24 protein-coding genes are annotated in these 26,747 nt (G+C 42.5%); 2 read left to right on the top strand and 22 right to left on the bottom strand.

The window, feature by feature from the left end:
- Window positions 1–16: 16 nt before the first annotated feature.
- From recG to UP17_RS07545, 5 genes are all read right to left on the bottom strand, one after another.
- The gene (gene recG / locus UP17_RS07565) at window positions 17–2,068 is read right to left on the bottom strand and encodes an ATP-dependent DNA helicase RecG (RefSeq protein WP_061462375.1); all 2,052 of its coding nucleotides are present in this window, start codon (window positions 2,066–2,068) and stop codon (window positions 17–19) included.
- A complete protein-coding gene (gene sdaAA, locus UP17_RS07560; protein ID WP_061462374.1) occupies window positions 2,065–2,949 on the bottom strand; it encodes an L-serine ammonia-lyase, iron-sulfur-dependent, subunit alpha in 885 nt (294 codons plus the stop codon). The genes recG and sdaAA overlap by 4 nt, the downstream gene beginning before the upstream one ends.
- Window positions 2,950–2,986: 37 nt before the next feature.
- Window positions 2,987–3,649, bottom strand: coding sequence for an L-serine ammonia-lyase, iron-sulfur-dependent subunit beta (gene sdaAB, locus UP17_RS07555; protein ID WP_061462373.1), 663 nt, complete (start codon window positions 3,647–3,649; stop codon window positions 2,987–2,989).
- A 224-nt stretch (window positions 3,650–3,873) separates the two neighbouring features.
- Complete coding sequence (locus UP17_RS07550) at window positions 3,874–5,544, bottom strand: DAK2 domain-containing protein (RefSeq protein WP_061462372.1); 1,671 nt, start codon at window positions 5,542–5,544, stop codon at window positions 3,874–3,876.
- A gap of 19 nt (window positions 5,545–5,563) precedes the next feature.
- Window positions 5,564–5,926 (bottom strand): Asp23/Gls24 family envelope stress response protein, encoded by a 363-nt coding sequence (locus UP17_RS07545; protein ID WP_061462371.1) that lies wholly within the window; start codon window positions 5,924–5,926, stop codon window positions 5,564–5,566.
- 253 nt (window positions 5,927–6,179) lie between these two features.
- Between UP17_RS07545 and rpmB the strand changes: the two genes are divergently transcribed.
- The gene (gene rpmB, locus UP17_RS07540; RefSeq protein WP_034313767.1) at window positions 6,180–6,368 is read left to right on the top strand and encodes a 50S ribosomal protein L28; all 189 of its coding nucleotides are present in this window, start codon (window positions 6,180–6,182) and stop codon (window positions 6,366–6,368) included.
- Window positions 6,369–6,572: 204 nt separating this feature from the next.
- Here rpmB and spoVM read toward each other — a convergent pair whose 3' ends face one another.
- From spoVM to UP17_RS07455, 17 genes are all read right to left on the bottom strand, one after another.
- Window positions 6,573–6,653: a stage V sporulation protein SpoVM gene (gene spoVM / locus UP17_RS07535; protein WP_034313769.1), complete on the bottom strand. Its 81-nt coding sequence runs from the start codon at window positions 6,651–6,653 to the stop codon at window positions 6,573–6,575.
- 123 nt (window positions 6,654–6,776) lie between these two features.
- Complete coding sequence (locus UP17_RS07530; RefSeq protein ID WP_061462370.1) at window positions 6,777–7,430, bottom strand: thiamine diphosphokinase; 654 nt, start codon at window positions 7,428–7,430, stop codon at window positions 6,777–6,779.
- A gap of 102 nt (window positions 7,431–7,532) precedes the next feature.
- A complete protein-coding gene (gene rpe, locus UP17_RS07525) occupies window positions 7,533–8,180 on the bottom strand; it encodes a ribulose-phosphate 3-epimerase (protein ID WP_061462369.1) in 648 nt (215 codons plus the stop codon).
- A 1-nt stretch (window position 8,181) separates the two neighbouring features.
- A complete protein-coding gene (gene rsgA, locus UP17_RS07520; protein ID WP_061462368.1) occupies window positions 8,182–9,063 on the bottom strand; it encodes a ribosome small subunit-dependent GTPase A in 882 nt (293 codons plus the stop codon).
- A 23-nt stretch (window positions 9,064–9,086) separates the two neighbouring features.
- On the bottom strand, window positions 9,087–11,117 hold the full coding sequence (gene pknB / locus UP17_RS07515) for a Stk1 family PASTA domain-containing Ser/Thr kinase (RefSeq protein ID WP_061462367.1): 2,031 nt from the start codon (window positions 11,115–11,117) through the stop codon (window positions 9,087–9,089).
- Between the two features lie 5 nt (window positions 11,118–11,122).
- A complete protein-coding gene (locus UP17_RS07510; RefSeq protein ID WP_061462366.1) occupies window positions 11,123–11,872 on the bottom strand; it encodes a Stp1/IreP family PP2C-type Ser/Thr phosphatase in 750 nt (249 codons plus the stop codon).
- A gap of 4 nt (window positions 11,873–11,876) precedes the next feature.
- The gene (gene rlmN, locus UP17_RS07505) at window positions 11,877–12,971 is read right to left on the bottom strand and encodes a dual-specificity RNA methyltransferase RlmN (protein ID WP_061462365.1); all 1,095 of its coding nucleotides are present in this window, start codon (window positions 12,969–12,971) and stop codon (window positions 11,877–11,879) included.
- Window positions 12,971–14,323, bottom strand: a complete 1,353-nt coding sequence (gene rsmB, locus UP17_RS07500; RefSeq protein ID WP_061462364.1) for a 16S rRNA (cytosine(967)-C(5))-methyltransferase RsmB — start codon at window positions 14,321–14,323, stop codon at window positions 12,971–12,973. Before rsmB ends, rlmN begins: the two co-directional genes overlap by 1 nt.
- The gene (fmt, locus tag UP17_RS07495) at window positions 14,310–15,269 is read right to left on the bottom strand and encodes a methionyl-tRNA formyltransferase (protein ID WP_061462363.1); all 960 of its coding nucleotides are present in this window, start codon (window positions 15,267–15,269) and stop codon (window positions 14,310–14,312) included. The genes rsmB and fmt overlap by 14 nt, the downstream gene beginning before the upstream one ends.
- A complete protein-coding gene (gene def / locus UP17_RS07490; RefSeq protein ID WP_061462362.1) occupies window positions 15,266–15,751 on the bottom strand; it encodes a peptide deformylase in 486 nt (161 codons plus the stop codon). Before def ends, fmt begins: the two co-directional genes overlap by 4 nt.
- Window positions 15,752–15,846: 95 nt before the next feature.
- Complete coding sequence (gene priA / locus UP17_RS07485) at window positions 15,847–18,258, bottom strand: primosomal protein N' (RefSeq protein WP_061462361.1); 2,412 nt, start codon at window positions 18,256–18,258, stop codon at window positions 15,847–15,849.
- A 6-nt stretch (window positions 18,259–18,264) separates the two neighbouring features.
- Entirely contained in the window at window positions 18,265–19,473 is a 1,209-nt protein-coding gene (coaBC, locus tag UP17_RS07480; RefSeq protein WP_061462360.1) for a bifunctional phosphopantothenoylcysteine decarboxylase/phosphopantothenate--cysteine ligase CoaBC, read from the bottom strand.
- A gap of 262 nt (window positions 19,474–19,735) precedes the next feature.
- The gene (gene rpoZ, locus UP17_RS07475) at window positions 19,736–19,942 is read right to left on the bottom strand and encodes a DNA-directed RNA polymerase subunit omega (protein ID WP_061462359.1); all 207 of its coding nucleotides are present in this window, start codon (window positions 19,940–19,942) and stop codon (window positions 19,736–19,738) included.
- Between the two features lie 3 nt (window positions 19,943–19,945).
- Window positions 19,946–20,560, bottom strand: a complete 615-nt coding sequence (gene gmk, locus UP17_RS07470; protein ID WP_061462358.1) for a guanylate kinase — start codon at window positions 20,558–20,560, stop codon at window positions 19,946–19,948.
- Between the two features lie 10 nt (window positions 20,561–20,570).
- A complete protein-coding gene (remA, locus tag UP17_RS07465) occupies window positions 20,571–20,834 on the bottom strand; it encodes an extracellular matrix/biofilm regulator RemA (protein WP_034313813.1) in 264 nt (87 codons plus the stop codon).
- Between the two features lie 55 nt (window positions 20,835–20,889).
- Window positions 20,890–21,765, bottom strand: coding sequence for a YicC/YloC family endoribonuclease (locus UP17_RS07460; protein ID WP_061462357.1), 876 nt, complete (start codon window positions 21,763–21,765; stop codon window positions 20,890–20,892).
- Between the two features lie 154 nt (window positions 21,766–21,919).
- Entirely contained in the window at window positions 21,920–24,598 is a 2,679-nt protein-coding gene (locus UP17_RS07455) for a calcium-translocating P-type ATPase, SERCA-type (protein WP_061466018.1), read from the bottom strand.
- Between the two features lie 405 nt (window positions 24,599–25,003).
- Between UP17_RS07455 and UP17_RS07450 the strand changes: the two genes are divergently transcribed.
- Window positions 25,004–26,725: an Rqc2 family fibronectin-binding protein gene (locus tag UP17_RS07450; RefSeq protein ID WP_061462356.1), complete on the top strand. Its 1,722-nt coding sequence runs from the start codon at window positions 25,004–25,006 to the stop codon at window positions 26,723–26,725.
- Window positions 26,726–26,747 lie beyond the last annotated feature (22 nt).

Below are 26,747 nucleotides of genomic sequence, written 5' to 3'. Positions count from 1 at the left end.
TGGATTTTCATTCAGATCAGTCCAGCTTTTCTCCCGTAAATACGCCCGTACCCTCTAAATAGTTCCGTAGCGGTGCATACTCCGGGGAATGCCAAAAGCTTTGTGAGGCGATCAATTTTGAAGCATCCATCCTTGCCACTTCCAAGGTCCTGTAATCATGGACCATGTCGGCTACTTTGAACTCAGGAAGGCCGCTTTGTTTTTTACCGAAGAAATCACCAGGGCCCCGAAGTTCCAAATCTTTCTCGGAAAGAGCAAAACCATCGTTTGTCTCGGTCATGATTTTCATCCGTTCTTTGCCGACTTCCGTTTTCGGGTCAGCCAGGAGGATGCAAAAGGACTGATCACTCCCCCTTCCGACTCTCCCCCGTAACTGATGCAACTGTGAAAGCCCAAAGCGCTCCGCATCATAAATGACCATTACCGTTGCATTAGGAACATTCACCCCAACTTCAACAACCGTTGTGGAGACAAGGATTTGTGCTTCATTGGCACTAAACTGCTGCATCACTTCGTCTTTTTCATCCGTAGGCAGACGTCCATGCATGAGCCCCACTTTATACATGTTCGTAAAGTATTGTGTAAGCATTGCATGAACATCAAGAACATTTTGTAATGAATCAAGTTTCTCCGACTCCTCAATCAAAGGACAGATGACGTAAGCCTGTCTCCCTCGCCTTAGTTCCTTTTCGACGAAAGTTAAAATCCGATCGAGCATTTGGTGTTTCGCCCAATAGGTTTCTATCGCTTTACGCCCTGCCGGCATTTCGTCTATCGTTGAGACGTCCATTTCCCCAAACACTGTAATTGCCAGCGTTCGGGGAATCGGTGTTGCCGTCATGAATAGAACATCTGGATTTGCACCTTTTTCACGAAGGATCCGGCGCTGCTCCACTCCGAAACGATGTTGTTCATCCGTTATGACAAGACCAAGGTTCCGAAAATTCACTTCATCCTGTATCAATGCATGTGTTCCTATCAAAAGATCAAGCTCCCCGGACTCTAGCAATTGCAATAGTTCCTTGCGCTTTTTGCCTTTTACCGAACTAGTCAACAATGCGACCTTTACTCCACTAGGTTCCAACATGGCCCTAAGGGATTGTGTATGCTGCTCAGCCAAGATTTCCGTCGGGACCATAAGTGCACCTTGAAAACCTGCTGTAATCGTCGCCTTCAAGCATATGGCGGCAACCACAGTTTTTCCTGAACCGACATCCCCTTGAAGTAGGCGATTCATCCGATAGGGGGATTTCATGTCGTTCAATATTTCCTCGACGACCCTTCGCTGAGCGTTCGTCAATGGAAAGGGGAGAGTCTCAACGAAGGCCGCCACTTGCCCCACATCAAACTCCTGACCAATCCCTTTTGACTGTTCTCGCTGCACTTTACGAAGCGCCTGCATTTTAAGTTGAAACAATAAAAATTCTTCATATACAAAACGGCGTCGAGCCTTTTTTACATCATTAGCCGAAAGAGGGAAATGCATGGTACGAAGAGCATCGTTACGCGGCATCAGTTTGTATGTCGCCAACAATTGCGGGGGCAGATTTTCTTCTATCATTGCTCCGTACTGAGAAAATGCATTGGAGATAAAGCGGCGTAGCCCTTTAACAGTAATGCTGCCCTTTACTGAATACACAGGTTCGAACTCTTTCTCCCTGCTATGATCACCAACGTGGCATTCCGAGCCTGTAATGGTTTGGCGATGACGATCCCATTTCCCAGTTACAGTAACAGTTTCGCCTATTGCAAGCTTGGGCTTCAGATATGGCTGATTAAAAAAAATGACATTTATTAAATATCTCCCAGTCAATAATTTAATCGTAAGTCTGGATTTTTTCTTCCCAAAGTATCCTAACGTGGGCACCGTATGAACCTTTCCTTCTACAGTAACCCTCTCATCATGCTCGACCGTTTCTAAATCCCTCAATCGATAATCTTCATAGCGATATGGAAGGTGCTCAAGGAGATCCGCGACGGTATGGATCTCCATTTCCTCCAAAGCTGCCGCTGTTTCGCCCCCAATGCCTTTTACTGCTGTTATGGGTTCCTGTAAAGTGGAGTTCACTTCTTATTCAGCGGCAAGCCAAAGATTTTCGCTTCCAACTCCCGTCCAGTCGGTGTAGCCGCTAATCCTCCTTGTGCAGTTTCTCTAAGAGCCGATGGCATCGTTTGCCCGATTTTGTACATCGCATCAATCACTTCATCACACGGTATGCGGCTTGTGATACCCGCTAGCGCCATATCTGCGGCAACCATAGCATTGGCTGCCCCCATGGCATTCCGCTTCACACAAGGCACTTCCACAAGCCCAGCAACAGGATCACATACAAGACCTAGCATGTTCTTTAAGGTTATTGCCATTGCTTCTGCACTTTGTGCCGGTGTCCCTCCTGCCATTTCAACAATTGCTGCCGCTGCCATGCCCGAAGCAGAACCGACCTCTGCCTGACATCCCCCTGCGGCTCCAGAAATCGAAGCATTATTCGCTACAATAAAACCAAATGCCCCTGCTGTAAATAGGAACTCAATTTTCTGCTCCCGATTCGGTTTTAATTTATTTTGCAAAGCAAACAGGGTTCCAGGCACAACACCCGCAGATCCGGCAGTGGGCGTCGCACAAATCGTTCCCATCGCTGCGTTCACTTCGTTTGTTGCCACGGCTTTGCTGACCGCATCCAACAGCATCTCACCGGATAAGGAATTTCCGGATTTAATGTAATTCTGAAGAAGGACTGCATCCCCGCCCGTCAGCCCGGAAACGGATCGTACACCTTGGAGTCCCTTTTCAACTGCCTGTTCCATTACATCCAGATTGACTCCCATCTGGTGGATGATTTGTTCACGGCTTTTTCCCGTTACTTCTATTTCTTGTTCTATCATCAGTGTAGATATTTTTTTCTGCTTTGAATCAGCCAATTCTACTAATTCCGCTACATTTCGAAACATGATACCTTCTCCTTCCTAAGTGGAAACGATTGCCCTATCAATCAACAATCCTCGCTACTTGAGTGATATTGGGGAGCGCTGTTATTTCGTTGATGACCTGATCCTCCAAGTTATGATCCACTTCAATGGTCATCAAGGCCATCTTCCCTTTCTCTTTACGGGAGACTTCCATCTGTCCAATATTGATTTGATGCTTGGCTAAAATGTTTGAAACATTGGCAATGGCACCAAATCGATCATCATGAACGACGAGTATGGCAGGATTGTGGCCGGATAGCCTCAATTTAAACCCATTCAGTTCGACAATTTCAATTTTCCCCCCGCCAATCGATATACCGACAAGTTCCAGTTCGCCATCATCATCCCCCACCGTTATTTTTGCTGTATTGGGGTGTTCCGGCACGGCTTCTTCTTCACGAAAAGTGATTTTCATTTTCTTTTTCCGGGCTATTTCCAGCGATTCTTTGATTCTCTCATCAAATGTATCAAAATCAAGTAAGCCTCCTACAATGGCTACATCCGTTCCATGGCCTTTATAGGTTTTAGCAAACGATCCGTAAAAAGAAATATGGGCCCATTTAGGTTCCCGGTCGAATAAATGCCTGGCAACCCTACCGATTCTTGCAGCCCCTGCTGTATGGGAACTAGAGGGACCAATCATAACAGGACCAATTATATCGAACACACTTCTATATTTCATGAATCGCTCCTCCTTTTTTAGAACTGAACCCAAGGGAAACACTGGGAGTTAGTTTAATAATAACGCCAAATTTATTGTAATTCCATTCATGCTGTTCGTAATCCTTCATTTCACAAAAATAAAACTGCATAGCCTAATGACTTATGCAGTTTATTGCCTTTTATTTTTTTCAGGTCCTTCAAACAAAGAGTCGATGAAGTCTCACTTATCTTATGATACTCTTTTTATTCAATTGAAAAAATGAAAGAATATAAAGGTTGTTTCCCATTATGGACTTCAACTTCAACGTCTTCGAAATTCTCATTACAAAACGCAACAAGACCTTCGACATCTTCTGCCGTTGCATCCTCTCCATATAAAATGGTAAGGATTTCGGATTCTTCGTCAATCATATCGGAGAGAAGGTCTTTTGCCGCTTGAGTCATGTCTTTATCCTTGACTTTGATGGTTCCTTCAGCGATTCCCATGAAGTCACCGGTCTCAATTGCAAGGCCGTCAATGCTGGTATCCCGCACAGCATAAGTAATCTGGCCCGTTTTCACATGCGAAAGAGCTTCAATCATCGCTTTTTTATTCTCTTCAGCATCTAGTGAAGGGTTGAAAGCCAACAATGCTGCCATTCCCTGTGGTACCGTTTTCGTTGGTATAACAGTCACATGATCACCAAGTACATCTGCAGCTTGATTGGCCGCCATGATGATATTTTTATTGTTAGGCAAGATGATGACATGATCTGCATATGCCTCTTCAACCGCTTTAACAATATCTTCCGTGCTAGGATTCATCGTTTGCCCGCCTTCGATGACAGACTTAGCGCCGATGCTTTTGAATAACTCGCTTATGCCAGCACCCATAGCTACGGACACTACACCGTACTTCTCTTTGGTTGACGGTTTCGTTTGAAGCGATGTATTCGATTCACCTACTATCGCAGTATGCTGTTCACGCATATTATCGATTTTCAGTTTGATTAAACTACCGTATTGCTGTCCATAATTCAGGCACGTGCCAGGCTGTTCAGAGTGAATATGTACTTTGACAACTTCATCATCAGAGATGACTAATAAGGAATCTCCGTATTCACTTAAATCATTTCGGAATTTTTCTTCATCAAACGATTTATTGGCAAGTTTTTCACTTTCCAATCGGACCATGAATTCCGTGCAGTAACCATACAAGATATCTTCCGTATTCATATGCCCTTGTACGTTCATATGGTGTTCGGCATTGATCATGTCATCCATACTTGGGCCATTAGCAGAACGGACTGGAAGTGCCTCACCTTTCAGCACAGCAAGGAAGCCTTCATATACAAACACTAACCCTTGCCCGCCGCTGTCTACGACTCCCACTTCTTTTAGGACCGGAAGAAGATCCGGTGTACGTTTTAATGAAGCATTGGCCTCCGTAACGATTTCTTCCATTACCTGAATAAGGTCTTGGTGGTTTGCTGCTGATGAAACCGCTTGCTTTGCTGCATCTTTTGCAACCGTTAAGATGGTTCCTTCAACAGGTTTCATTACTGCCTTATAAGCTGTCTGAACCCCAGCTTCAAAAGCTTGGGCGAATTCTTCACTATTGATTTCCGATTTATGTTCAATCGCTTTAGCAAAACCGCGAAAAAGTTGAGAAAGGATAACACCTGAATTCCCGCGAGCGCCCATTAACAGTCCTCTTGAAAGAGATGTACCCACTTTCCCAATATGTTCCTGGACGTTATTTTGCACTTCCTTCGCTCCGGAAGTCATCGATAAATTCATATTCGTCCCAGTATCTCCATCTGGAACAGGGAAAACATTCAACGCATCAACCATTTGGGCGTTTGCCGCTAAATGGTTGGAACCTTGAATGATCATTTCGGCAAAGCGCTTTCCGTTTAAACTTGTAATTGACACAAAACTTTCCTCCTATTACTTAAGGGTTCGTCACACGAACACCCTGTACAAAAATGTTAACGGAATCAACAGCCAATCCTACAGTTTTGTTCAAAGTGTATTTTACCTTTGATTGCACATTATGAGCAACTTCCGAGATTTTCGTTCCATAACTTACGATAATAAACATATCGATATGAACTTCTTCCTCTTCTTGACGGACTATTACACCCTTAGTAAAGTTTTCTTTTCTTAAAATTTCGGCAATGCCGTCTTTAAATTGTTTTTTGGAAGCCATTCCTATAATTCCGTAGCAATCCACAGCTGCGCCGCCTGCTACAGTAGCGATAACATCATTAGAGATATCAATTTGTCCATATTTCGTTTGTAATTCGATAGACATTTTCTTTTCCCTCCCAAAAAATCAAGTCAACTATAGACATTTTACTATAATGTCAATGGTTTTAAAAGTAAATGTCGTACGGCACTTTATATAATTCAATTTTAAAGTATGTATGTCAAGGTATTTTTCTTGAAAGTAATTAACTGAAGTATTGCATTCTAACGGTAGGTATGATAAATTATTAAAGTATTTTACAAAGACTTAAGACGACTGCGAAAAACTTAAGCTTGTTGTAGTTAGGAGGGAATTTAACATGGCACGTAAATGTGTAATCACTGGAAGAAGAACTCGTTCTGGTAACAGCCGCTCTCACGCAATGAACGCTAGCAAGCGTACATGGGGCGCTAACCTTCAAAAAGTACGTATTTTAGTTGACGGTAAACCTAAACGTGTATACGTTTCTGCAAGAGCTCTTAAATCGGGCAAAGTAGAACGCGTATAATGTTACGGCATCCTCTTAGGATGCCTTTTTACTTGTATTGGCCGGCATTTTAATGGGGATGGTTTTATTTTGATGATCAGGTCTAGTCTGCATCAAGAAAAGAAGTCATCACCCATTAATAGATGGCCAACCCCTTTCATCATCCCCCAGAAATCCCGAAGAATAACACCTCCCTAAATTTGAGAGGTGTCATGGAGATAAGTATCAGCCTTTTTTAAACGCTCCGAGCATAGCCCTTACCAAACTGCCCAGAACTTTTGGCAATTTAATCGTATAAAATTTCATCATGCCCCTCCTCTTTGCATCCCACAATAAAAGATGAAGTGGAATTTTTCTATTACAACATAAGCTTTTAAGCGGATATAGGATGATTGAAAATTATATCCGAATCTGCTCTAAGCATGAATTTTAATCACTGCTTCTTATCACCATTAATATGCCTTTCTCAAATGAAACATTCCCAGATTCGGAAATTAGTTCATTGCTGATGCAAAGCGTCGAACCCATTTCCAGGCTTGCATCACTCAGTGGGTATTTGAAGCCTGATAGTGTAATGCCGCTGACTTCCGCCGTTACTGGGAGCAATGACATGTATTTCTTATCTTTCAAAGCAGCGACCTCATATGAACCCGCTGTTTTCACTGTGAATATATTTTGCTGATCGACTATGTATATATCAATGTCTTCATGAAAAGGGAGGACACTTTCTTTTTGGAGCAGCTGGATATTACCAAGAAAATGATCCATTCTTCCCCCTGTACCGCCCAGAATGTGAATTTCACTTGGTTTTTGCCCTAGAGCCCATTTAAATGCAATTTCTAAATCCGTTTCATCCTTTTCTGAAGAATATAGATTGATTTGTTCCAGTGTTTGCTCAATCTTCTTATATTCATCTTCCGAAACTGAATCAAAATCCCCAAAACCGTACTTAGGTTCGATACCTTTTTCAAGCAAGGCCCAGACTCCCCTGTCAACCCCGACCCAAAGATCAGTCATCTCCTTATACCACGTCAGATCCGGCCAAAAACATTCCGGACCTCCAGCCATTATACTAATAATCATCGAAATCATCCTTTTCTATGTATATTCATATCCAAGATGCCTTTGTTTAATTGATAAAAAAAGCCGATCACTATCATATGAATATGATAGTGTCGGCTTATATCACTTTCCCCGAATCTTTTGAATTGCTGCGTGTCGATCTTCTTGATTATAGATTGCCGATCCGGCCACCAGGACTGTCGCCCCTTGTTCAATACATAGTTTAGCCGTTTCTTCGTTTACTCCACCATCAATCTCTATTTCCAGATTTTGATTATACATTTCTGCCATCGCCTTCACCTCGGCAATTTTGGGCAGTACGGATGTAATGAACTTTTGCCCGCCAAAACCCGGGTTAACTGTCATCAACAATACCATATCAATATCTTCAATTATAGGTTGGATCAAGGAAGCTGGTGTGGCTGGATTAAGCACCACTCCTGCCTTTACACCAAAAGATTTAATCAATTGGATCGTCCGATGCAAATGGGTGCATGCCTCTAAATGCACAGTTATATAATCGGCTCCTGCTTTCGCAAATGCCTCGATATAACGATCAGGTTGTGCAATCATTAAGTGAACATCAAGCGGAAGTTTCGTCACCGGTCGGATAGCATCGACGATTAACGGACCTATCGTAATATTCGGCACGAAATGTCCATCCATGACATCTATATGGATTAAATCCGCTCCGCCCCTTTCTACATCTAGAATTTCTTCCCCCAATTTTGCAAAGTTAGCTGATAAAATGGATGGTGCGATTTTAACCATTTTAATACCTCGGCTTTCTATCTCTGATTTCCTCTAAGAATTGCATATAATGCTCATATCGATAAAGTGGAATTTCCCCGGAATCCACCGCACCCTTCACAGCGCACTTCGGTTCTTTATCATGCAGACAAGCCCGAAATTTACAGTCCTCCCCATGCTTATGCATTTCCGGGAAGCAATAGGATAACCGTTCAGCTTCCATTTCCATGAATTCAAGTGAACTGAAACCTGGTGTATCCGCGACAAGCCCAGAGCCAATGTGAATCAATTCAACATGGCGGGTGGTATGCTTCCCACGTCCTAGGTGTGACGAAATATCATCTGTCTTTAAAGCCAATTCAGGATTGATTGCATTCAACAAAGACGATTTCCCAACACCGGACTGACCGGCAAATACACTCGTTTTTCCTTCTAAATACGGTACTAGTCCTTCAATGCCTCCAGCGGTAACTGAAGATGTCTCCAGTACAGTATAGCCAAGTTTCTGGTAGTCCTTGATATACTGAGACAATTTCTGCTGGTTTTCAGAAGTAACCAAGTCAAGTTTGGTCACAACGATAATGGGTTCGATCTCGTTATCTTCAATTAGTACGAGAAATCGATCAAGCAAAGCTGGACTGAATTCAGGTTCTACTGCCGAAAAGACTAGGATGGCTTGGTCTACATTTGATATTTGCGGTCGGATCAATTCATTCTTTCGCGGTTTTATTTCGGTAACGGTCCCATCCGTTTTATTTTCCGCTTGAAAAACAACATAATCACCTACAAGTGGAGTTACCTTATTTTTCCTGAATACTCCCCGTCCCCGGCATTGATAGACCTCTTCTCCATCAAGGACATAATAAAATCCACTTAATGCTTTGATAATTTTTCCTTCGGGCATAACCACACTCCTAATTATTAAATTTATTCTGGATAAGAGACGGCCTGGTCGATGATGACCTGATTATCCCGCATGACTTTATATCCTGCTTTCTTATCCGGGGAAACCGTTAATTCGATCGTTCGCTTGGCATTTTCCACGATAAAGAATGTTTCTTTAGGCTCCGTCATGCTATTGTTGATATCCTCAATGAAAATTTGTATCTTTTGGGCTTTGCCCGGCTCAACCGGATCATACTCGATTTTGATTTCCTCCGTTACCTTCTTAGGAGGAATCTCTTCTTTCCCTTTTGAAAGGACCACTTTCACCGTACCGCCCCTTTCCACCTTCGTACCCGGTTCTGGTGACTGGGAAATGACAAGCCCCTCTGCAACGGAATCATCATAGACTTCTTTTTCCACATCGACCTTTATTCCACTATCACTGGAATAATCATTAAGGCCAGTTTCATTGAACCCTGTTAAGTTCTTCAAGCTCAATAAATCTTCCCCTTTACTGACCGTTAACTCAAGCTCCGTTTCCGATGGTACGATATCAGTGGCACCCGAAGGCCTTTGTTCTATGATTGTACCGGGAGCACTGTCATCATATTTTTCGGTCACGATTATGTTTTTGAATCCCATTTTATCAAGCAATGATTTGACATCTGAGTAATCTCGACCTTCATAGCTGGACAATGAAATCGTTTCTTTACCAATACTTTGGTAAATATTGACTTCTGCACCTGCCTTGACAGTCTTACCTGCCTTAGGGTTGGTTTTGATCACAAGGTCCGCATCAACCTCTTCATCTTCAATCCCAATCGTATCTCCGATGACCAAATCCAATTTAAGCAATTCAGTAATGGCATCATCCAATTCTTTCCCTTTAAGGTCAGGGATCGTCACTTCCTTCGAACCAAAGAGGGAAGGTAAAACAGTGACAGATAAAACAGCAAGTAGGGCAAGTACTAAAAAGGTGGTCACCAAAATGGCAGGCATTTTCTTTCGCTTTTTATCTTTTTGTTCCGACTTCGTTTTTTGTTTTTTCTGTTTCTTCTGTTTCTTTTGTTTCTTCGATTTACTCTCTGCTTCTGATCCACTTTCCCCATCATCCGCATAGACTAAAGTATTTTTTTCCGGACCTCTAATGATAGTCTCATCTATGCTTGAAAGCTGATCGTCCGTAATGACAGGGATGGCTTTGGTCGCATCATGATCTTCAGGAATCGCAAAAGGCAGTTCATTTGAACGTTCAGGATTAAGTGACGTCCGAATGTCATCTTCCATTGAGTCTACGCTCTCATAGCGGTAATATGAATCTTTGGCTGTCGCTTTCAAGATGATATTTTCCACACTCTGAGGTATTTCAGAGTTCCAGCGTTTTGGCGAAGGAGTTTCCGATTGTAAATGTTTAAGAGCTATCGAAACGGCAGATTCACCCGAAAAAGGCAATCTCCCCGTCAGTAATTCAAACATGACGATGCCAAGTGAATAAATGTCCGACTTTTTATTGGCCATTCCGCCTCTAGCCTGTTCTGGAGATAAATAATGAACAGAGCCTAAGACTGCGTTAGTCTGAGTTATATTTGTTGCACTCAGGGCCAATGCAATTCCAAAGTCCGTAATCTTGACGGTTCCTTCTTTATCAATCAAAATGTTCTGTGGCTTGATGTCACGATGGATGATCCCATTATGATGGGCATGGGAAATAGCTGCCGTGATTTGCTTCATGATATCCAAGGCTTTATCAACTGGAATGGGATAATATTTTTGTATGTATTGCTTAAGTGTAAAACCGTCCACGTATTCCATTACAATATAATAGATGGACTCTTCTTCACCGACATCATAAATGCTTACGATATTGGGATGGGCCAAACTGGTTGCCGATTGAGCTTCCCGATTGAAGCGCTTGATGAACTCTTCGTCGTTATTAAAATCCATGCGAAGGATTTTCAATGCAACATCCCTATCTAAAATCATATCCCTTGCAAGGTAAACATTCGCCATACCGCCGCCACCGACCATCTCGATCAGTTTATAACGGCCGTTGATTCTTCTACCAATCAACATTCAATTCACCTGCTTTCACTTTCTTCAGTAAATTGAACAAGCACAAGAGTGATATTATCTTCCCCACCGTAGTGATTGGCCATATCTATTAATGAATTCGCCTTTTCTTCAAGTGGCTGCCCATTGGTTATCGTATCTTCAAGTTCCTGTTCACTCACTTTATTCGTCAAACCATCCGAACAAAGCAATAGTAAATCATTTTCCTCAAAGATGACCGTCGTAATGTCCATTTCCACTTGCAATTCTGTCCCCAAGGCTCGTAATAAAACGTTTTTTCGTGGATGGTTCTCGGCATCTTCCTTCGAAATCTGCCCAGAACGGACCAGTTCATTAACAAGTGAATGATCTTCCGTGACCTGCTTAAAACCGCTCTCATTATACAAATAACATCGGCTGTCCCCGATGTTGGCAATGGTAGCAAACTTGTCGGTGCAAATGGCTGCAACAATCGTTGTCCCCATACCCTTACATTCCGTATTTGCTTCGGCATGTTCAAAAAGCAACTGATTGACCAAGACGATTTGCTGTTTCAGCCAATCCTCAGCATCATTTGCCGTTTCGATCCCGCTTGATACTTCCCAGCCTTTTTTCAAAAGGTCTATCGTCATTGCACTCGCTACATCCCCGGCACGGTGGCCGCCCATGCCATCTGCAACGATGGCAAGGCGAACGCCTTCCGAGTTCTTAAAAATTCCGCCATTATCTTCATTATGCTGGCGGACTTTTCCACGGTCTGTTTTAAATATTGCCCTCATAGGGTCACCTCGTCTCTTCTTTGCGCTCCTTGGCCCGAAGCTGGCCGCAGGCTGCGTCAATATCACTGCCTTGTTCCCTTCGGATCGTTACATTAATGCCGCGCTTCTTCAATGTTTTTTCAAACTCAAAAATTTGGTCCCGAGGTGTACGTACATAGTTGCGTTCCGGTACATAGTTAACCGGAATTAAATTGACATGGCATTTTATCCCGCTTATTAAATCTGCCAATTCTTCGGCGTGTTCCACTGTATCATTTTCGCCACCGAATAGACCATATTCAAAACTTACACGGCGCCCTGTTTTTTCTGTATAGTATTTGATGGCTTCAATCAAGTCCGGAAGTTTGTAGGCCTTGTTGATCGGCATCAATTTACTTCTCAATTCCGTGTTCGGTGCATGCAGGGAAACAGCAAAGTTGATTTGCATGCTTTCTTCGGCAAATTTGTAGATTTTTGGAATGATTCCACTTGTGGAAACGGTAATATGACGTGCCCCGATGTTCAAGCCCTTTTCATGATTTATATTCTTCAAGAATGACATCATATTATCGTAGTTATCGAACGGTTCACCGATTCCCATGATTACGACAGAACTAACACGTTCTTCCACTTCGTCAAGTGCTTGCTGAACTTTTACGACTTGGGCAACAATTTCTCCCGATTCAAGATTTCTCTTCAAACCGCCAAGTGTCGAGGCACAGAATGTACAGCCAATTCTACACCCTACCTGTGTTGTCACGCAAATGGAGTTTCCGTATTCATGGCGCATCAGCACCGTTTCAATCGAGTATCCATCATGAAGTTCAAATAAAAACTTCATCGTTCCGTCATTGGACGTTTGCTGAATCAAAGTTTTCAATGTCGTGAAGGTGAATTGTGATTCCAGCTTATCTCGTAAAGATTTCGAAAGGTTGGACATATCTTCAAAACTGGAGACACGCTTTTTATAAAGCCAGTCATAAACTTGATCGGCCCGGAATGCCTTCTCGTCATTTTGAATAAGCCATTCTTTAATTTGGTGAAGCTCTAATGAGTAGATCGATGGTTTTTCTGGTGTTGTGTCTTTTTTTACTCTAGATGATTTTGTGATTTCTGCCATTACAGCACCTTCTTTCTAAAACTCGCAATAAAGAATCCGTCACTGCTAAAATATTGCGGAAAAACTTGCAGTGTATGACCCTCGATAAATGGCTGAACGCTTTCAGGCATTCTTGCAGACAGGGTCGCATCGCTTTCAAAATCCGGATGGCTTTCCAAAAATGCTGCAGCGACTTTGTCATTTTCTTCTTTATCCACCGTACAGGTACTATATACTAACCGTCCACCTTGCTTTACGAGCGGGGCGGCAGCTTCCAATAATTGTTTTTGTATACTTGAGAGTTTCATTATATCATCTTTTGTTTTTGTATACTTTACATCAGGCTTCCGGCGCATGACTCCCAACCCTGAACATGGTGCGTCGATCAGGACCCTGTCAAACCCCTCCTTATTAAAGTGTTCTCGCACTTTTCTGCTATCAAGGGCCATTGTCTTAATATTATTTCTGAGTTTTAGGCGCTCCGCCTGCTCTTTGATGAGTTTGACCTTATGCTCATGAAGGTCAAGAGCATATACTTGACCAGTGGTCAAGCCTTCTGCGATATGTGTCGTTTTCCCTCCAGGTGCAGCACAGCAATCGAGTACAGCATCATTTTCATTTGCACCCAATGCATGGGCTACAAGCATTGAACTTTCGTCCTGAATCGATAAATACCCCAATTTATAGCTTTCTGAATGAGCAAGATTACCTTTATAGCTGACGATGGCTTCGGGAACGACTTCACTTGCTTCAACATCATATCCTTCTTCCGTTAAAATGCTGATTAGTTCGCTGCGTGAAATCTTCTTTAAATTAGCCCGTCCCGTCTGTAATGGTGCAGTCAAGTTGATTTCACACATTTCCTTGGTTTTTTCATAACCAAATTGCTCTACCCAACGCTTGATCAACCAAATTGGATGACTTACTTCGATTGAAAGCCGTTCCAGATCATCTTTGATATCATCAAAAGATGGAACCCCATTTCTTTGAATATTACGAAGCACGCCATTGACCATTGAAGAAGTCCCTTTATGTCCGCGCTTTTTTGAAATTTCGACAGCTTCAAAAATAATCGCATGATCTGGCACTTTATCTAAATAGACCATTTGGTAAACGGAAAGCCTAAGTAAATTGATGACCCAGCTTTGCGTTTTTTTAGGTTGTTTAATAAACGGGTTCAAATAGTAATCCAAAGTCATCTTCCGCTGTATGGTACCGTAGCTTATCTCTGTAAGCAAACCGCTGTCCACACCGGATAACTGATGCTTTTTAATCAAGTTGTTCAGTAATAGGTTACTGTAGGATTGGTTTTTCTCCACAGATTCCAAAATATCGAGAGCGATTTCACGTACTCCCTTTTTAGTTTGCTTCATTCTGTTCTCCTAACTTCATGCCTGCTTTAATGAACGACCCGGCTCCGCGCAAGTAATCTTTGGCCGGCATTTTTTTCTTTCCTGAAGGCTGCAATTCAGTAACTAGTATTGCCGTCTCGTTGCCTGTCGAGACGATGAAACCATCATTTCGTACTTCAATGACAGTGCCTGGCACGGCACGATTGCCCTCTTCACGTTTCTTTGCCTGCCAAATTTTTAAAGTGGATCCGTCTAAGGTTGTATAGGCAACAGGCCAAGGATTCAGGCCACGCACTTGGTTATAGATGACTTCCCCTGATTTCGACCAGTCGATTTTTTCCTCCGACCGTTTAATGTTAGGCGCAAAAGTCGCTTTATTCTCATCTTGCTTGATCGCCTGTAAACCCCCATTTAAAAGTTTTGGCAGAGTCTCTGCAAGTAAATCTGACCCTATCTTGCTTAATTTATCATGCAGTGTGCCGACATTGTCTTCTTCCCCTATGGCAACTTCCGCCTGAGTCAATATATCCCCGGCATCCAATTTCTCCGCCATATACATGATGGTGATCCCAGTCTTTTCTTTCCCCTGCAAAATGGAATAATGGATGGGCGCCCCTCCACGTAGTTCAGGAAGCAGGGAGGCGTGTACATTAATACATCCGTACTTAGGAGCATCCAACAATTCATTCGGAAGGATTTGTCCAAAAGCAGCCGTCACCACTAAGTCAGGATTCAATGCAATGATCTTTTCAAGTTCTTCTTGTTCACGGATTTTTTCTGGCTGATAAACAGGAATCCCCTGCTTTTCGGCTTCGACCTTAACTGGCGGCGGCGTTAGCACCTTTTTGCGGCCTACTGGACGATCGGGCTGTGTGACGACAGCAATCACGTCATACCCTTCATCGATGATTCTTTTCAATACCGGCACTGAAAAATCCGGTGTTCCCATAAAGATAATTTTTGTCATTCTTCTTCATACCTTTCTAACTCTTCTTCCGAAATATAACGAGAGACCTTACTCGTGAATAAAACCCCTTGAAGATGATCGATTTCGTGCTGAAGGGCCCTTGCGAGGAAATCTTCCGCTTCTAACTCGAAAAAAGATCCTTTACGGTCTTGTGCCCGCACTTTTACGCGGTATGGGCGAGTAACTTCACCATATAAACTTGGGAAGCTCAAGCATCCTTCAACACCAGTCTGTTCGCCTTCCATTTCCAGCACTTCTGGATTAATCAGTTCGATTACACCTGATCCTTCCTCTATTTCGACGACGGCCACTTGCTTTTTCACGCCAACCTGAGGTGCTGCAAGACCAACGCCATCCGCCTCCACCATCGTTTCGTACATGTTATTTAACATCTTTGCCAACTTTTTATCAAAACTTGTTATTTTATCGCATTTTTGTTGTAAAATTTTTTCAGGAAACATGACAATCGGTAAAATAGCCAAAATTAAAGGTACCCTCCTAGATATGAAAAACAGCACTTCATTATATAAAAACGCAAGCTTTAACAGCTCGCATAAACCATCCATTTCTTAATCAATTACATCATGATCTGTGGATTTAAATCTATTGAAATCTGCAGAAGATTTTGAGCCGTTTCTTTTTGATAATGCTCTAAAAGTGTACGTAAATGCTGATTAAGGTCCGGCTCTCGTTTGTATTTTATCAGACATTGATAACGATATCTATTGTTGATTCGGCTAATGGGCGAAGCAACAGGACCGAGAACGATAGAATCCCGATTCAATCGAGAACCTAAATAATTGGTTATTTTCTCAGTAACACTCACCGTCTTCATTAAGTCTTCATGAGAAACGGTTATAAGGACAACGTAATAATAGGGAGGATAATGACTTTGCCTCCGTAGATGCATCTCCCGTTCATAAAAAGCATCATAATCCTGCAAGGCAGAAAGCTCGATGCTATAGTGCTCAGGTGTATAGGTTTGGATGACCACTTCTCCCGGAAGCTGATGACGTCCTGCCCTTCCGCTGACCTGTGTCAGCAGCTGGAATGTCTTTTCCGAAGAACGGAAATCAGGCAGATGAAGCATAGTATCCGCTGAAAGGACTCCAACAAGCGTGATATTAGGAAAATCAAGGCCCTTGGCAATCATTTGGGTGCCTAGCAATATATCAGCCTTTCCTTCACCAAAGGCATTCAGCAAACGCTCATGTGAACCCTTTTTACTCGTTGTATCGACATCCATTCGTATCACCCGTGCATCAGGGAGAATTTTTGCAAGCTCTTCTTCAACCTTTTGGGTGCCTGTACCGAAGAACCTTATATGTTCACTTTCACATTCAGGGCAAACAGAAGGCATTCCCTCTTCAAACCCACAATAATGGCATTTCATTATATCATTAAAGCGATGATAGGTGAGTGAAATGTCACAATTAGGGCAGTTGATGACCAATCCGCAGCTTCGACACATCACAAAGGAAGAATGTCCCCGTTTATTTAGCATCAATACTGTTTGCTCCCCTTTTTCAAGCCGGTCTTTCAGCTTGGTGAAGAGCAGTTCCGAAAACATGGAACGATTTCCCGTCCTTAGTTCTTCCCTCATATCTACAATATCCACTGCTGGCAATGCATTTTTATTCATCCTTTGACTAAGGGTCAGTAATTTATAGACGTTTTTCTTGGCTCGCGCAAAAGATTCAAGTGTAGGAGTGGCGCTACCTAGAATTACCGGACACTGATAAGATTTCGCTCTTTCAATGGCAACATCCCTAGCATGATACCTTGGCGTTTCTTCTTGCTTATAGCTGGATTCATGCTCTTCATCAATGATGACCAGTCCCAGGTTTTCAAAAGGAGCAAACACGGCTGAGCGCGCGCCCACCACAACTTTTACCTCTTTGCGGTGAATTTTCCGCCATTCATCATATTTTTCACCTACGGATAAACCGCTATGCATGACAGCGACCTGCTCTCCAAATCGTTCTTTAAACCTCTTCACCGTTTGTGGCGTCAAGGAGATCTCAGGTACCAGCATGATTGCTTCCTTCCCTTTTTCAATGACAGAGGCAATTGCCTGCAGATACACTTCCGTCTTCCCGCTCCCGGTCACACCATATAAAAGGAAGACATCATGTTCATCATGATTTATTTTCTCATGGATGGGCTTCAAGGCAGCTGCTTGCTCTTCTGTTAAAGTAAAGGGATTGGATTTTTTGAATACACGATTTTCATAAGGATCACGGTATATTTCCTGATCCATTTCCGCCAAGGCGCCTTTTGACACTAGGGATTTGACGGTACTGCTTGATGTGTTGATCAATTCAAGCAATTCCTTTAACGGAACTGGCTCTTGATGTTCAATAAAGTATTGAAGGAGTTCCTGTTGTTTTTTTGCATGGCTGGAAATGGCTGATGCCATTTCTTTCAGTTCCTTAGAGGAAAGCAGGGATTTAATGACACGGACGGTCTTCTTATTAAGTCGGTTTTTCACATTATACACAAGCTCTAGATTGCCATTTTGTATTTCCTTTTGAAAAAGTGAGGCATTCTCCCCTTCAATCACTTCTTTCCAAGATAATGCATCATTCTTTCCGAAAAGACTTTGAATGAAGGGTGGGAGCTGATTCTTTTTATCTTCAATGACATTGATCACTTTTTCATACTTTGCTTTCATTGCTGCCGGAAGCATGGCCTGTAGGGCTGAAATTTTAAAACACATGGCCTCTTTGGTCAACCAGTCACCCAGCTGAAGCAATTCATCATTAAGGATGGGCTCCAAATCCATTGGTTCTTTTATATATCGTAATTTCGCAAAGTCGCTTTTAGCTTTTAATCCGGTGACGAACCCCTGCACCATTCTTGGACCGAATGGCACAATGACCCGCATTCCGGGCTTGATGACTAGGTTCCACTTTTCAGGTATACGATAGTCAAATTCTCGATCCGTTTGTTTAGCAGGTACATCCACTATGACCGATGCAATATCCATAAGACATCATTCCTTTTGCATGCGAGATACTTCTGCCAGGATGCTTTTAGCTATATCCGCTTTACTCATTTTTGGAAGTTCTGTAGCACTTCCATTTTTATCGTAAATGGTCACAATGTTCGTATCCGTTCCAAATCCTGCCCCAGCGACGGTAACATTATTGGCAACGATCATGTCTGCATTCTTTTTCACTAATTTCCCTCTTGCGTATTCTTCAACATTGTTCGTTTCAGCCGCAAAGCCTACCAAAATCTGATGGGTTTTATTTTCACCAAGTTCCTTAAGGATATCCTTTGTACGTTCAAATTCAATTACATTTTCCCCTGGCTGCTTTTTCATCTTTTGAGCATGATAATTCTTCGGTTTATAGTCTGCCACCGCAGCCGTCATGATTACAACGTCACTGGAATCGAACTGACCGAAAACCGCTTCATACATATCTGCTGCCGATTCCACAGGTATTACTCTGGCCTTGGAAGGCGGCGTCAAGTTCACAGGGCCAGTGATCAATGTCACCTCAGCGCCCAATTCAATTGCCTGCTCAGCTAGGGCATATCCCATTTTTCCGCTGGAATGATTCGTCACGTAACGCACCGGATCGATTGCTTCACGAGTCGGCCCTGCCGTTATCAAATATTTCTTTCCTTTAAGAAGCTGAGGCTGTGATTTCCGTTCACCAAAATAATGAATGAGATGTGCCACGATCGTTTCCGGTTCCTCCAATCGTCCTTTTCCTACATAACCGCAAGCCAAATACCCTTCACCTGGTTCAATGAATTGATATCCGAACGTACGAAGTGTCTCCATGTTTTTCTGAACCGCCGGGTGGGCGTACATGTGCACGTTCATTGCCGGCGCCACCCAAACAGGTGCCACTGTTGCCAGAAGTGTGGTCGTGATCATATCATCCGCGATTCCATTGGCTATCTTGCCAATGACATTCGCTGTAGCTGGAGCTACTAGGATAATGTCAGCCCAATCAGCCAAGTCGATGTGGGCAATGACTGAAGAATCCTTCTCATCAAATGTATCTGTGTACACATCATTTCTCGAAAGTGCTTGAAAAGTAAGCGGCGTCACGAACTTTCGTGCCGATTCACTCATGATCACTTTAACATGCGCACCTTCTTGAGTTAATTTACTTGTCAGGGCAGCAGCCTTAAATACAGCAATCCCGCCGGTGACACAAAGAAGTACTTTTTTATCGATAAGCATGCAAATTTCCCCTAACTATACATTCTATTTTTATTAATTATGAACGATAACTGAAGATATTTCATTTGAAATGCGCAATAACTTATGGATTTCCTTAAACATTTCATATCTATGCCTGCTTCATCAATGGCATCGTTATCTTTGAGAAATCAAAACAAACAGGCCTGACACCTTGGCCGCAGGAAGGAAGCAACTTTCCAAATGTAACGCATCCTGTTTGCTTTAGGGTGTCAGGCCCGATGGGTCAAGCTTATTTGTTCTCTTAGTTTTCTTCGTAAGAATTATCGTAAGTCAATTTACCGGTATGAATTTCTTCTAGGGCACGACCTACGGATTTATGGGAAACCGGTTTGGTTATAAGGCAATTATCTTTAATTTGCATTTCCCTTGCACGTTTAGCTGCCACTGATACAAGCGAGTATTTAGAATCGATTTTAAGTAATAGCGAATCAATTGATGGATATAACATAGTTTATTCCGCCTCCAACATTTTTTTATATAAAACAGCAACTCTTTCCCGACGGCAATGCTCAGCAATTACAATTGCATTAATTCTGGCACATGCAGCATCCACATGATCATTTTCAACAACATAATCATAAAGATCCATAAGTTCTATTTCTTCCTTGGCCACTTTCATCCGTCCTTTTATCGCTTCCTCCGTCTCGGTTCCGCGAGTAACGATGCGGCTTTCGAGTTCGGTCAAGCTTGGAGGAGCAAGGAAAATGAAAAGTCCTTCAGGGAATTTCTCCCGGACCTGTTTAGCTCCTTGAACTTCAATTTCCAGAAATACATCTTTTCCGGAATCAATTGTTTCACGGACATAATCCACGGGCGTTCCATAATAATTCCCGACGAACTCTGCATATTCTAGCAATTTGCCTTCTGCGATCAATGCTTCGAATTCCTCGCGTTTTTTGAAGAAATAGTCCACTCCGTCAACTTCCCCATGGCGGGGCAGCCGTGTCGTCATCGAAATTGAATATTCAAATGCCGTTCCAGGCTGAGAAAAAATCGCCTTCCTTACTGTTCCTTTACCAACACCGGATGGACCGGATAAAACGATTAATAAACCTTTTTCTCTCATATTGTTTCAGTTACCCCTCTTCTACGCTGTCATCTCTATCTTGAAGCCGTGCGGCAACCGTTTCCGGTTGAACGGCAGATAAGATAACATGGTCGCTGTCTGTAATTATAACGGCCCTGGTTCTTCTACCATATGTAGCATCTATTAAGGATCCGCGGTCTCGGGCATCTTGGATAATCCTTTTAATCGGAGCAGACTCAGGGCTCACGATGGATACGATCCGGTTTGCGGAAACGATATTGCCAAAGCCAATATTAATGAGCTTAATTGACATTTTTGTCCCCCATTCATATTTCTATTGTCACCTTGTTCGGTTCATCATAAACCGACTACTCGATATTTTGAACCTGTTCTTTTAATTTTTCAAGCAGACTTTTCATTTCCACCACATCTTTGGTAATGGCCGAATCATTTGCCTTTGATCCAATCGTATTAACTTCCCTATTCATTTCCTGGACAAGGAAGTCGAGTTTTCTTCCAATTGGTTCACTATGGGTAAGCGTCCTTGAAAATTGCTGTACATGGCTTTCGAGTCTGGTCAGTTCTTCATTTATATCACACTTATCGGCAAAAATGGCCGCTTCTGTCACAATACGGCTATCTTCAATCAATCCTTCTGTCAACTCGGCTAGTTTGATTTCCAACCGGGCTTTATATTTCTCGACGACTGAAGGTGCATAGTTTTTGAGCCCTACAACAATCTCACCAAACTTTTCAAGCTGGTATTTCATGTCCAGGGCAAGTTCCTGACCTTCCAGAGTCCGCATTTTTTTCAGATTTTCCAATGCCCCCATGACAGCCTTCAATAACAAGGCTTCCAAATCGGCAGGAACTGCAGGTACTTCTTCCGTCATGAAAATCGATTCAAGTTGCAGTAAATCCTGTAAGGTAATGGAACTTTCCAGATTGTATTTTCCCTTGGCTTCATCCATCAATCCCACATACTGATCAGCAAGCTCCCAATCGATCTTCACCTTTTTGGCAACCAGGCTCTCACCTTCCACCGTAATAAAGATTTCCACTCGTCCTCTTCTTATGTATTGATTCGCCTTTTTCTTCACCTTTTCTTCCAAAACCAAAAGCTGGCGCGGCATTCGAATCGTATATTCACAAAAACGATGGTTCACCGTCTTAATCTCGACAAAAACCTTGACCTGTTCGTTTTCCGCTTCTTCTCTTCCATAGCCCGTCATACTGGTAACCATGGTTCCACATCCTATCAAGCATAATGTAGTAATTTCGCGTTAACATTCATTATATATTAGCTACAGCATGAAAACTTTAGCTTACAAATAAAATACTACAAAAATAAAAAGGCAATAGAGCAAAACTCTACCACCTTAAAGATTATATCATATTTCATTGTGCTTTTCTTGCTAAAAAGGTTCCAGCCAGTAAAAAAGTTGGGATGGATGACATTCCTATTACCAATAGCCAATCCCTTCCTGAAATCGGTACAGTGTGGAAGATGGTTTGCAAAGGCTGCACATACATGACTGCTAGCATTAATAACAGGGAGGACAGTACTGCCCCCACTAGATAAAAATTACCGAATGGATTTCTCGAGAAGATCGAACGTTCACTTCTGCAATCGAAAACATGTATTAGCTGAGCTAGTACCAGGGTTGCAAACGCGATTGTTTGTGCATAAGCAAGGTTACCCGGATTTGCACGATATACCACATAAAATGCTATCAATGTAGAAATACCAATCAGAAATCCGCGTGAGATGATCTTCCAGCCAAGCCCTCGTCCGAAAACACCTTCGTTTGCATTTCTTGGATTTCTTTTCATTACATCTTCTTCTGGGGAATCCAGGCCCAACGCCATCGCAGGCAGACCGTCCGTAACAAGGTTCACGAATAAAATCTGGATTGGTATCAAAGGTAATGGCAAGGCACATAGCATCGCAAAAAACATGACCAAAATCTCCCCAACATTGGAAGCAAGCAAATAACGGATGAACTTCCTGATGTTTTCATAAATATTCCTGCCTTCTTTGATGGCCGATTTAATGGTGGCAAAATTATCGTCAACCAATATCAAGGAAGATGCTTCCTTAGCGACATCAGTCCCAGTTATACCCATTGATATACCTATATCCGCTGATTTTATCGCAGGTGCATCATTGACACCATCCCCTGTCATTGCGACGACATGTCCTTTATTTTGCAAGGCTTTTACGATTTTTAATTTATGTTCTGGGGAAACGCGGGCAAATACCGACACACTTTCAACAACTTCCTCAAGTTCCCCAACTTCCATACCAGCCAGTTGCCTTCCTTCAAGTACACGGTCTTTTCCTTTTAAAATACCAAGTTCTTTAGCTATTGCCTTTGCGGTTATTACATGGTCACCAGTAATCATGACTGTTTTGATCCCAGCATCCCTGCATTCCTTAACTGCCTGCTTCACTTCTGGGCGGGGGGGATCAATCATGCCCTGCAGTCCCATAAAGGTCAAATTGCGCTCAGCTTCTGTTTCATGAAGCAAAATCGTTCCTTTGGGAAGGGGTTTATAACCAACAGCAATCATTCGAAGTGCCTGTGAGGCAAGTTCATTCATGTCCTGTTGCACCCTTTCCTTACTCTCGCGATTCAATATTTCCGACTTTCCTTCCCATAGAATCGTGTCACTCTGGGCGATCAATACGTCAGGGGCCCCTTTTACGATGACAAAATGATTATCTTTATCATCCTTCACTATGACACTCATCATTTTGCGGCTCGAGTCGAATGGAAACTCCTTGACTACCGTAAACCGCTTAGATAAGTGTTCCCTTGTCAAACCCGCTTTCATTGCCGCGACCAACATCGCCCCTTCTGTCGGATCACCTTCTAATATATATCGTTTGCCATTCTCATTTAACTCAGCTTTGTTACAGAGCATACCGAATGTAATTATTTGAAGCAAGGCATTTTGGTTTTTCGGAGCAACTGAAACTCCCTCAAAAGAAAACTCACCGACAGGATTATAACCAGTCCCGCCGACATCCCAAGTTTTCCCCCCACTCCAAACCTTCGTCACCGTCATTTTGTTTTGCGTCAGTGTACCTGTTTTATCTGAGCAAATTACCGTTGCACAGCCAAGCGTTTCTACTGCAGGAAGCTTGCGGACTATCGCTTTTTGTTTGATCATACGTTGTACGCCCAAAGACAAGGCTACAGTAACAATGGCTGGCAAGCCTTCAGGAATCGCCGCAACAGCCAAAGATACCCCGGCTAAAAACATCGTATAGAGGTCATGTCCTTGAATGACGCCAGTCAGCACCACAATCACGGTTAATATTAAAGCCGTGACGATCAAAATTTTCCCTAACTGCTCCAATCGCTTTTGAAGAGGTGTTTCTTTTGTTTCTGCAGTCTGCAGGAGGTTCGCAATCTTTCCCATCGCCGTATTCATTCCTGTAGCGATTACGATTCCAACTCCATTCCCTCTTGTAACCATCGTTCCCATAAAAGCCATATTTTCCTGATCACCGATACCTTCGACCTCATTCATCAATGGATCAGAACATTTAACAGCCGGGAGTGACTCACCGGTAAGGGCAGACTCTTCAATTTCAAGGCTTGAATGGTCGACGATCCGTAAATCGGCACCAATTCGGTCACCGCTCGAAAACTTCAGAATATCCCCCACAACAACTTCTCTCGAAGGGATTTTCAGCCAGTGTCCATCCCGAAGTACGTTGACCTGCGGCGCTGCCATTTCCTTTAGGGCATCCAGGGATTTTTCAGCCTTCCGTTCTTGAAAAAAACCAAGTAATCCATTCAAAAAAACAATGGCCATGATGGCAATCGCATCGATATATTCGCCCAAAATCCCGGAGACTAAGGTCGCGGCAAGTAAAACTATGACCATGAAATCCTTGAATTGTGCGAAAAATAACAGGATGGCTGACTGTTTTTCACCTTCCTTCAATTCGTTAAAGCCATTCTTTCGCAGCCTGTCCTTTACTTCATCATCGTCCAAACCGTGTGTAACGTTTGTTTGAAGCGCTTTCTCCATTTCTTGATTATTCATTTTCCTGAACTCCATCAAGTATCACACATCCCTTTGAATAGAATGAAATAGGCTCCTGTATCCATCTCAACAGGCGCTCTCGCTTTACTCATCCAACAACACCTGCCCGCTTACCGATACATAAAACAACCTGCTCTTCTTCCATGATTATTCAGACTCGTCCAAAATAATGCTATAATTAAACAGAATTGCGGAAAGAAGAACGATCCGGATAATATAATGAATGGACAAACTTTGTAATTAATATCACGAATCTATTAAAATCGCATCCATTCAATATTCCTGAACTGCAACTCCAGCTTTTCACCCAGTTCAACTGAATTAGTGAATACAGTTAAACTGGGCCGATCCTGATACATCGATAACGCCCTGCAGAATTTAGTATCATAGAAAATCTTATGTAAAGGAAGTAAAAATAGAATGTCATTTGATGGATTATTTACGAAAGCGATGACGGAAGAAATCGCTTCTATATTAAAAGGTGGACGAATCAATAAGGTACATCAGCCTTATAAAAATGAAGTAATACTGGTTGTTCGTGCTGGAGGTAAGAACCATAAACTCTTATTATCAGCCCACCCAAGTTATTCAAGGGTGCAATTGACCGAAGAAAGTTATGAAAATCCTAAAGAAGCACCCATGTTCTGTATGCTTCTTAGGAAGCACCTCGAAGGCTATACGATAGAAGATATTTATCAATATGAACTTGATAGGATGATCATCTTTGAGGTGAAAGGCCGCAATGAGCTTGGAGATGTTTCTCAAAAGCAGTTAATCATTGAAATCATGGGGCGTCACAGCAACATTGTTTTAGTCGATAAAGAACGGAATATGATTTTAGATAGCATTAAGCATGTTTCCTATGCAGTGAACAGCTATCGGGCGATATTGCCCGGCCAGGAATATAAGGTGCCACCCGCACAAGAAAAGGATAATCCCTTCAATGCTACGGAGGACGATATCAGGAAGAATATTGACTTCAATGCAGGAAAACTAGATAAACAGCTTGTTGCCCATTTTTCAGGAATTTCACCTTTAGCTGCAAAGGAAGCCGTTTACCGGGCTGGATTGGCCAACAGCACCACCCTTCCATCAGCTTTTTCAGGGCTTATCCAAGAAATCTCAGAACATAACTATGCCGCGACGATCAAACAAGATGGCAATAAAGAAGTTTTTTATATGCTTTCACTAGAGCATCTGACAGGAAAACAGCGTACTTTCTCTTCATTAAGCGAAATGCTCGACCGTTATTATTTCGGAAAGGCAGAACGTGATCGGGTTAAGCAAAAGAGCCAGGATGTAGAACGTTTCATTACTAATGAAATGGAAAAGAACTCAAAAAAAATCGGGAAGCTTGAACGAACATTAAAAGATACGGAACGCGGGGAACAGTATCAGTTGTTCGGTGAGCTGCTTACAGCTAATCTATATCAAATGAAAAAAGGCATGAAGGAAATTGAAGTCGTCAATTATTATGATGAAGAACAAGGTACGGTCATCATCCCGCTTGATCCATTAAAAAATCCATCCGATAATGCACAAAAGTACTTCTCGAGATACCAAAAGTCTAAAAATGCAGTCGGTGTCGTTCAAGAGCAAATCGAAAAATCAAAATTGGAATTGGCCTACTTTGATGCCTTGCATCAGCAGCTCCAATCAGCTTCCCCCAAAGATATAGAGGAGATTCGCGAAGAACTTCAGGAAGAAGGCTACATCCGGCAAAAAAAGAAAAAAGGCATGAAAAAGCCTGCAAATGCAAAACCTCAGCTTGAAACATATTATGCTACCGATGGAGATCTCATTTTTGTTGGGAAAAATAATAAACAAAATGATTACCTAACGAATAAGTTCGCTCGCCGTGATGAGATTTGGCTTCACACCAAAGATATCCCTGGCTCACATGTAGTGATTCGAAATGAATCACCAAGTGAAAAAACGATTAAAGAAGCGGCCGTATTAGCAGCTTTCTTCAGTAAAGCAAAGCAATCGAGCTCAGTGCCCGTTGACTTTACACAAGTTCGCCATGTTAAGAAACCGAATGGCTCAAAGCCTGGTTTCGTGATCTATGATCAGCAGCAAACCTTATATATTACTCCAGATGCCGATATTGTCATTCGCTTAAAGGAAGAAGTAAAGGATTAAATGGTAAAAAAATAGAGGTGAC

Origin of the sequence: Peribacillus simplex (assembly GCF_001578185.1) — a bacterium.
Classification (GTDB): Bacteria; Bacillota; Bacilli; order Bacillales; family DSM-1321; genus Peribacillus; species Peribacillus simplex_A.
This window is presented reverse-complemented; position numbering and strand designations above follow the sequence as displayed.

Excerpts from the sequence above, each read along its gene's own strand:
- priA (WP_061462361.1), bottom strand. The coding sequence starts at position 18,258 with ATGGATATTGCATCGGTCATAGTGGATGTACCTGCTAAACAAACGGAT.
- spoVM (WP_034313769.1), bottom strand. The coding sequence starts at position 6,653 with ATGAAATTTTATACGATTAAATTGCCAAAAGTTCTGGGCAGTTTGGTA.
- fmt (WP_061462363.1), bottom strand. The coding sequence starts at position 15,269 with ATGACAAAAATTATCTTTATGGGAACACCGGATTTTTCAGTGCCGGTA.
- UP17_RS07460 (WP_061462357.1), bottom strand. The coding sequence starts at position 21,765 with ATGGTTACCAGTATGACGGGCTATGGAAGAGAAGAAGCGGAAAACGAA.
- remA (WP_034313813.1), bottom strand. The coding sequence starts at position 20,834 with ATGTCAATTAAGCTCATTAATATTGGCTTTGGCAATATCGTTTCCGCA.
- rpmB (WP_034313767.1), top strand. The coding sequence starts at position 6,180 with ATGGCACGTAAATGTGTAATCACTGGAAGAAGAACTCGTTCTGGTAAC.
- sdaAA (WP_061462374.1), bottom strand. The coding sequence starts at position 2,949 with ATGTTTCGAAATGTAGCGGAATTAGTAGAATTGGCTGATTCAAAGCAG.
- UP17_RS07450 (WP_061462356.1), top strand. The coding sequence starts at position 25,004 with ATGTCATTTGATGGATTATTTACGAAAGCGATGACGGAAGAAATCGCT.
- rsgA (WP_061462368.1), bottom strand. The coding sequence starts at position 9,063 with ATGCCCGAAGGAAAAATTATCAAAGCATTAAGTGGATTTTATTATGTC.
- rpoZ (WP_061462359.1), bottom strand. The coding sequence starts at position 19,942 with ATGTTATATCCATCAATTGATTCGCTATTACTTAAAATCGATTCTAAA.
- UP17_RS07455 (WP_061466018.1), bottom strand. The coding sequence starts at position 24,598 with ATGGAGTTCAGGAAAATGAATAATCAAGAAATGGAGAAAGCGCTTCAA.
- gmk (WP_061462358.1), bottom strand. The coding sequence starts at position 20,560 with ATGAGAGAAAAAGGTTTATTAATCGTTTTATCCGGTCCATCCGGTGTT.
- rpe (WP_061462369.1), bottom strand. The coding sequence starts at position 8,180 with ATGGTTAAAATCGCACCATCCATTTTATCAGCTAACTTTGCAAAATTG.
- UP17_RS07510 (WP_061462366.1), bottom strand. The coding sequence starts at position 11,872 with ATGAGGGCAATATTTAAAACAGACCGTGGAAAAGTCCGCCAGCATAAT.
- pknB (WP_061462367.1), bottom strand. The coding sequence starts at position 11,117 with ATGTTGATTGGTAGAAGAATCAACGGCCGTTATAAACTGATCGAGATG.
- rlmN (WP_061462365.1), bottom strand. The coding sequence starts at position 12,971 with ATGGCAGAAATCACAAAATCATCTAGAGTAAAAAAAGACACAACACCA.
- UP17_RS07530 (WP_061462370.1), bottom strand. The coding sequence starts at position 7,430 with ATGATTATTAGTATAATGGCTGGAGGTCCGGAATGTTTTTGGCCGGAT.
- sdaAB (WP_061462373.1), bottom strand. The coding sequence starts at position 3,649 with ATGAAATATAGAAGTGTGTTCGATATAATTGGTCCTGTTATGATTGGT.
- UP17_RS07545 (WP_061462371.1), bottom strand. The coding sequence starts at position 5,926 with ATGTCTATCGAATTACAAACGAAATATGGACAAATTGATATCTCTAAT.
- coaBC (WP_061462360.1), bottom strand. The coding sequence starts at position 19,473 with ATGCTTATCGATAAAAAAGTACTTCTTTGTGTCACCGGCGGGATTGCT.
- rsmB (WP_061462364.1), bottom strand. The coding sequence starts at position 14,323 with ATGAAGCAAACTAAAAAGGGAGTACGTGAAATCGCTCTCGATATTTTG.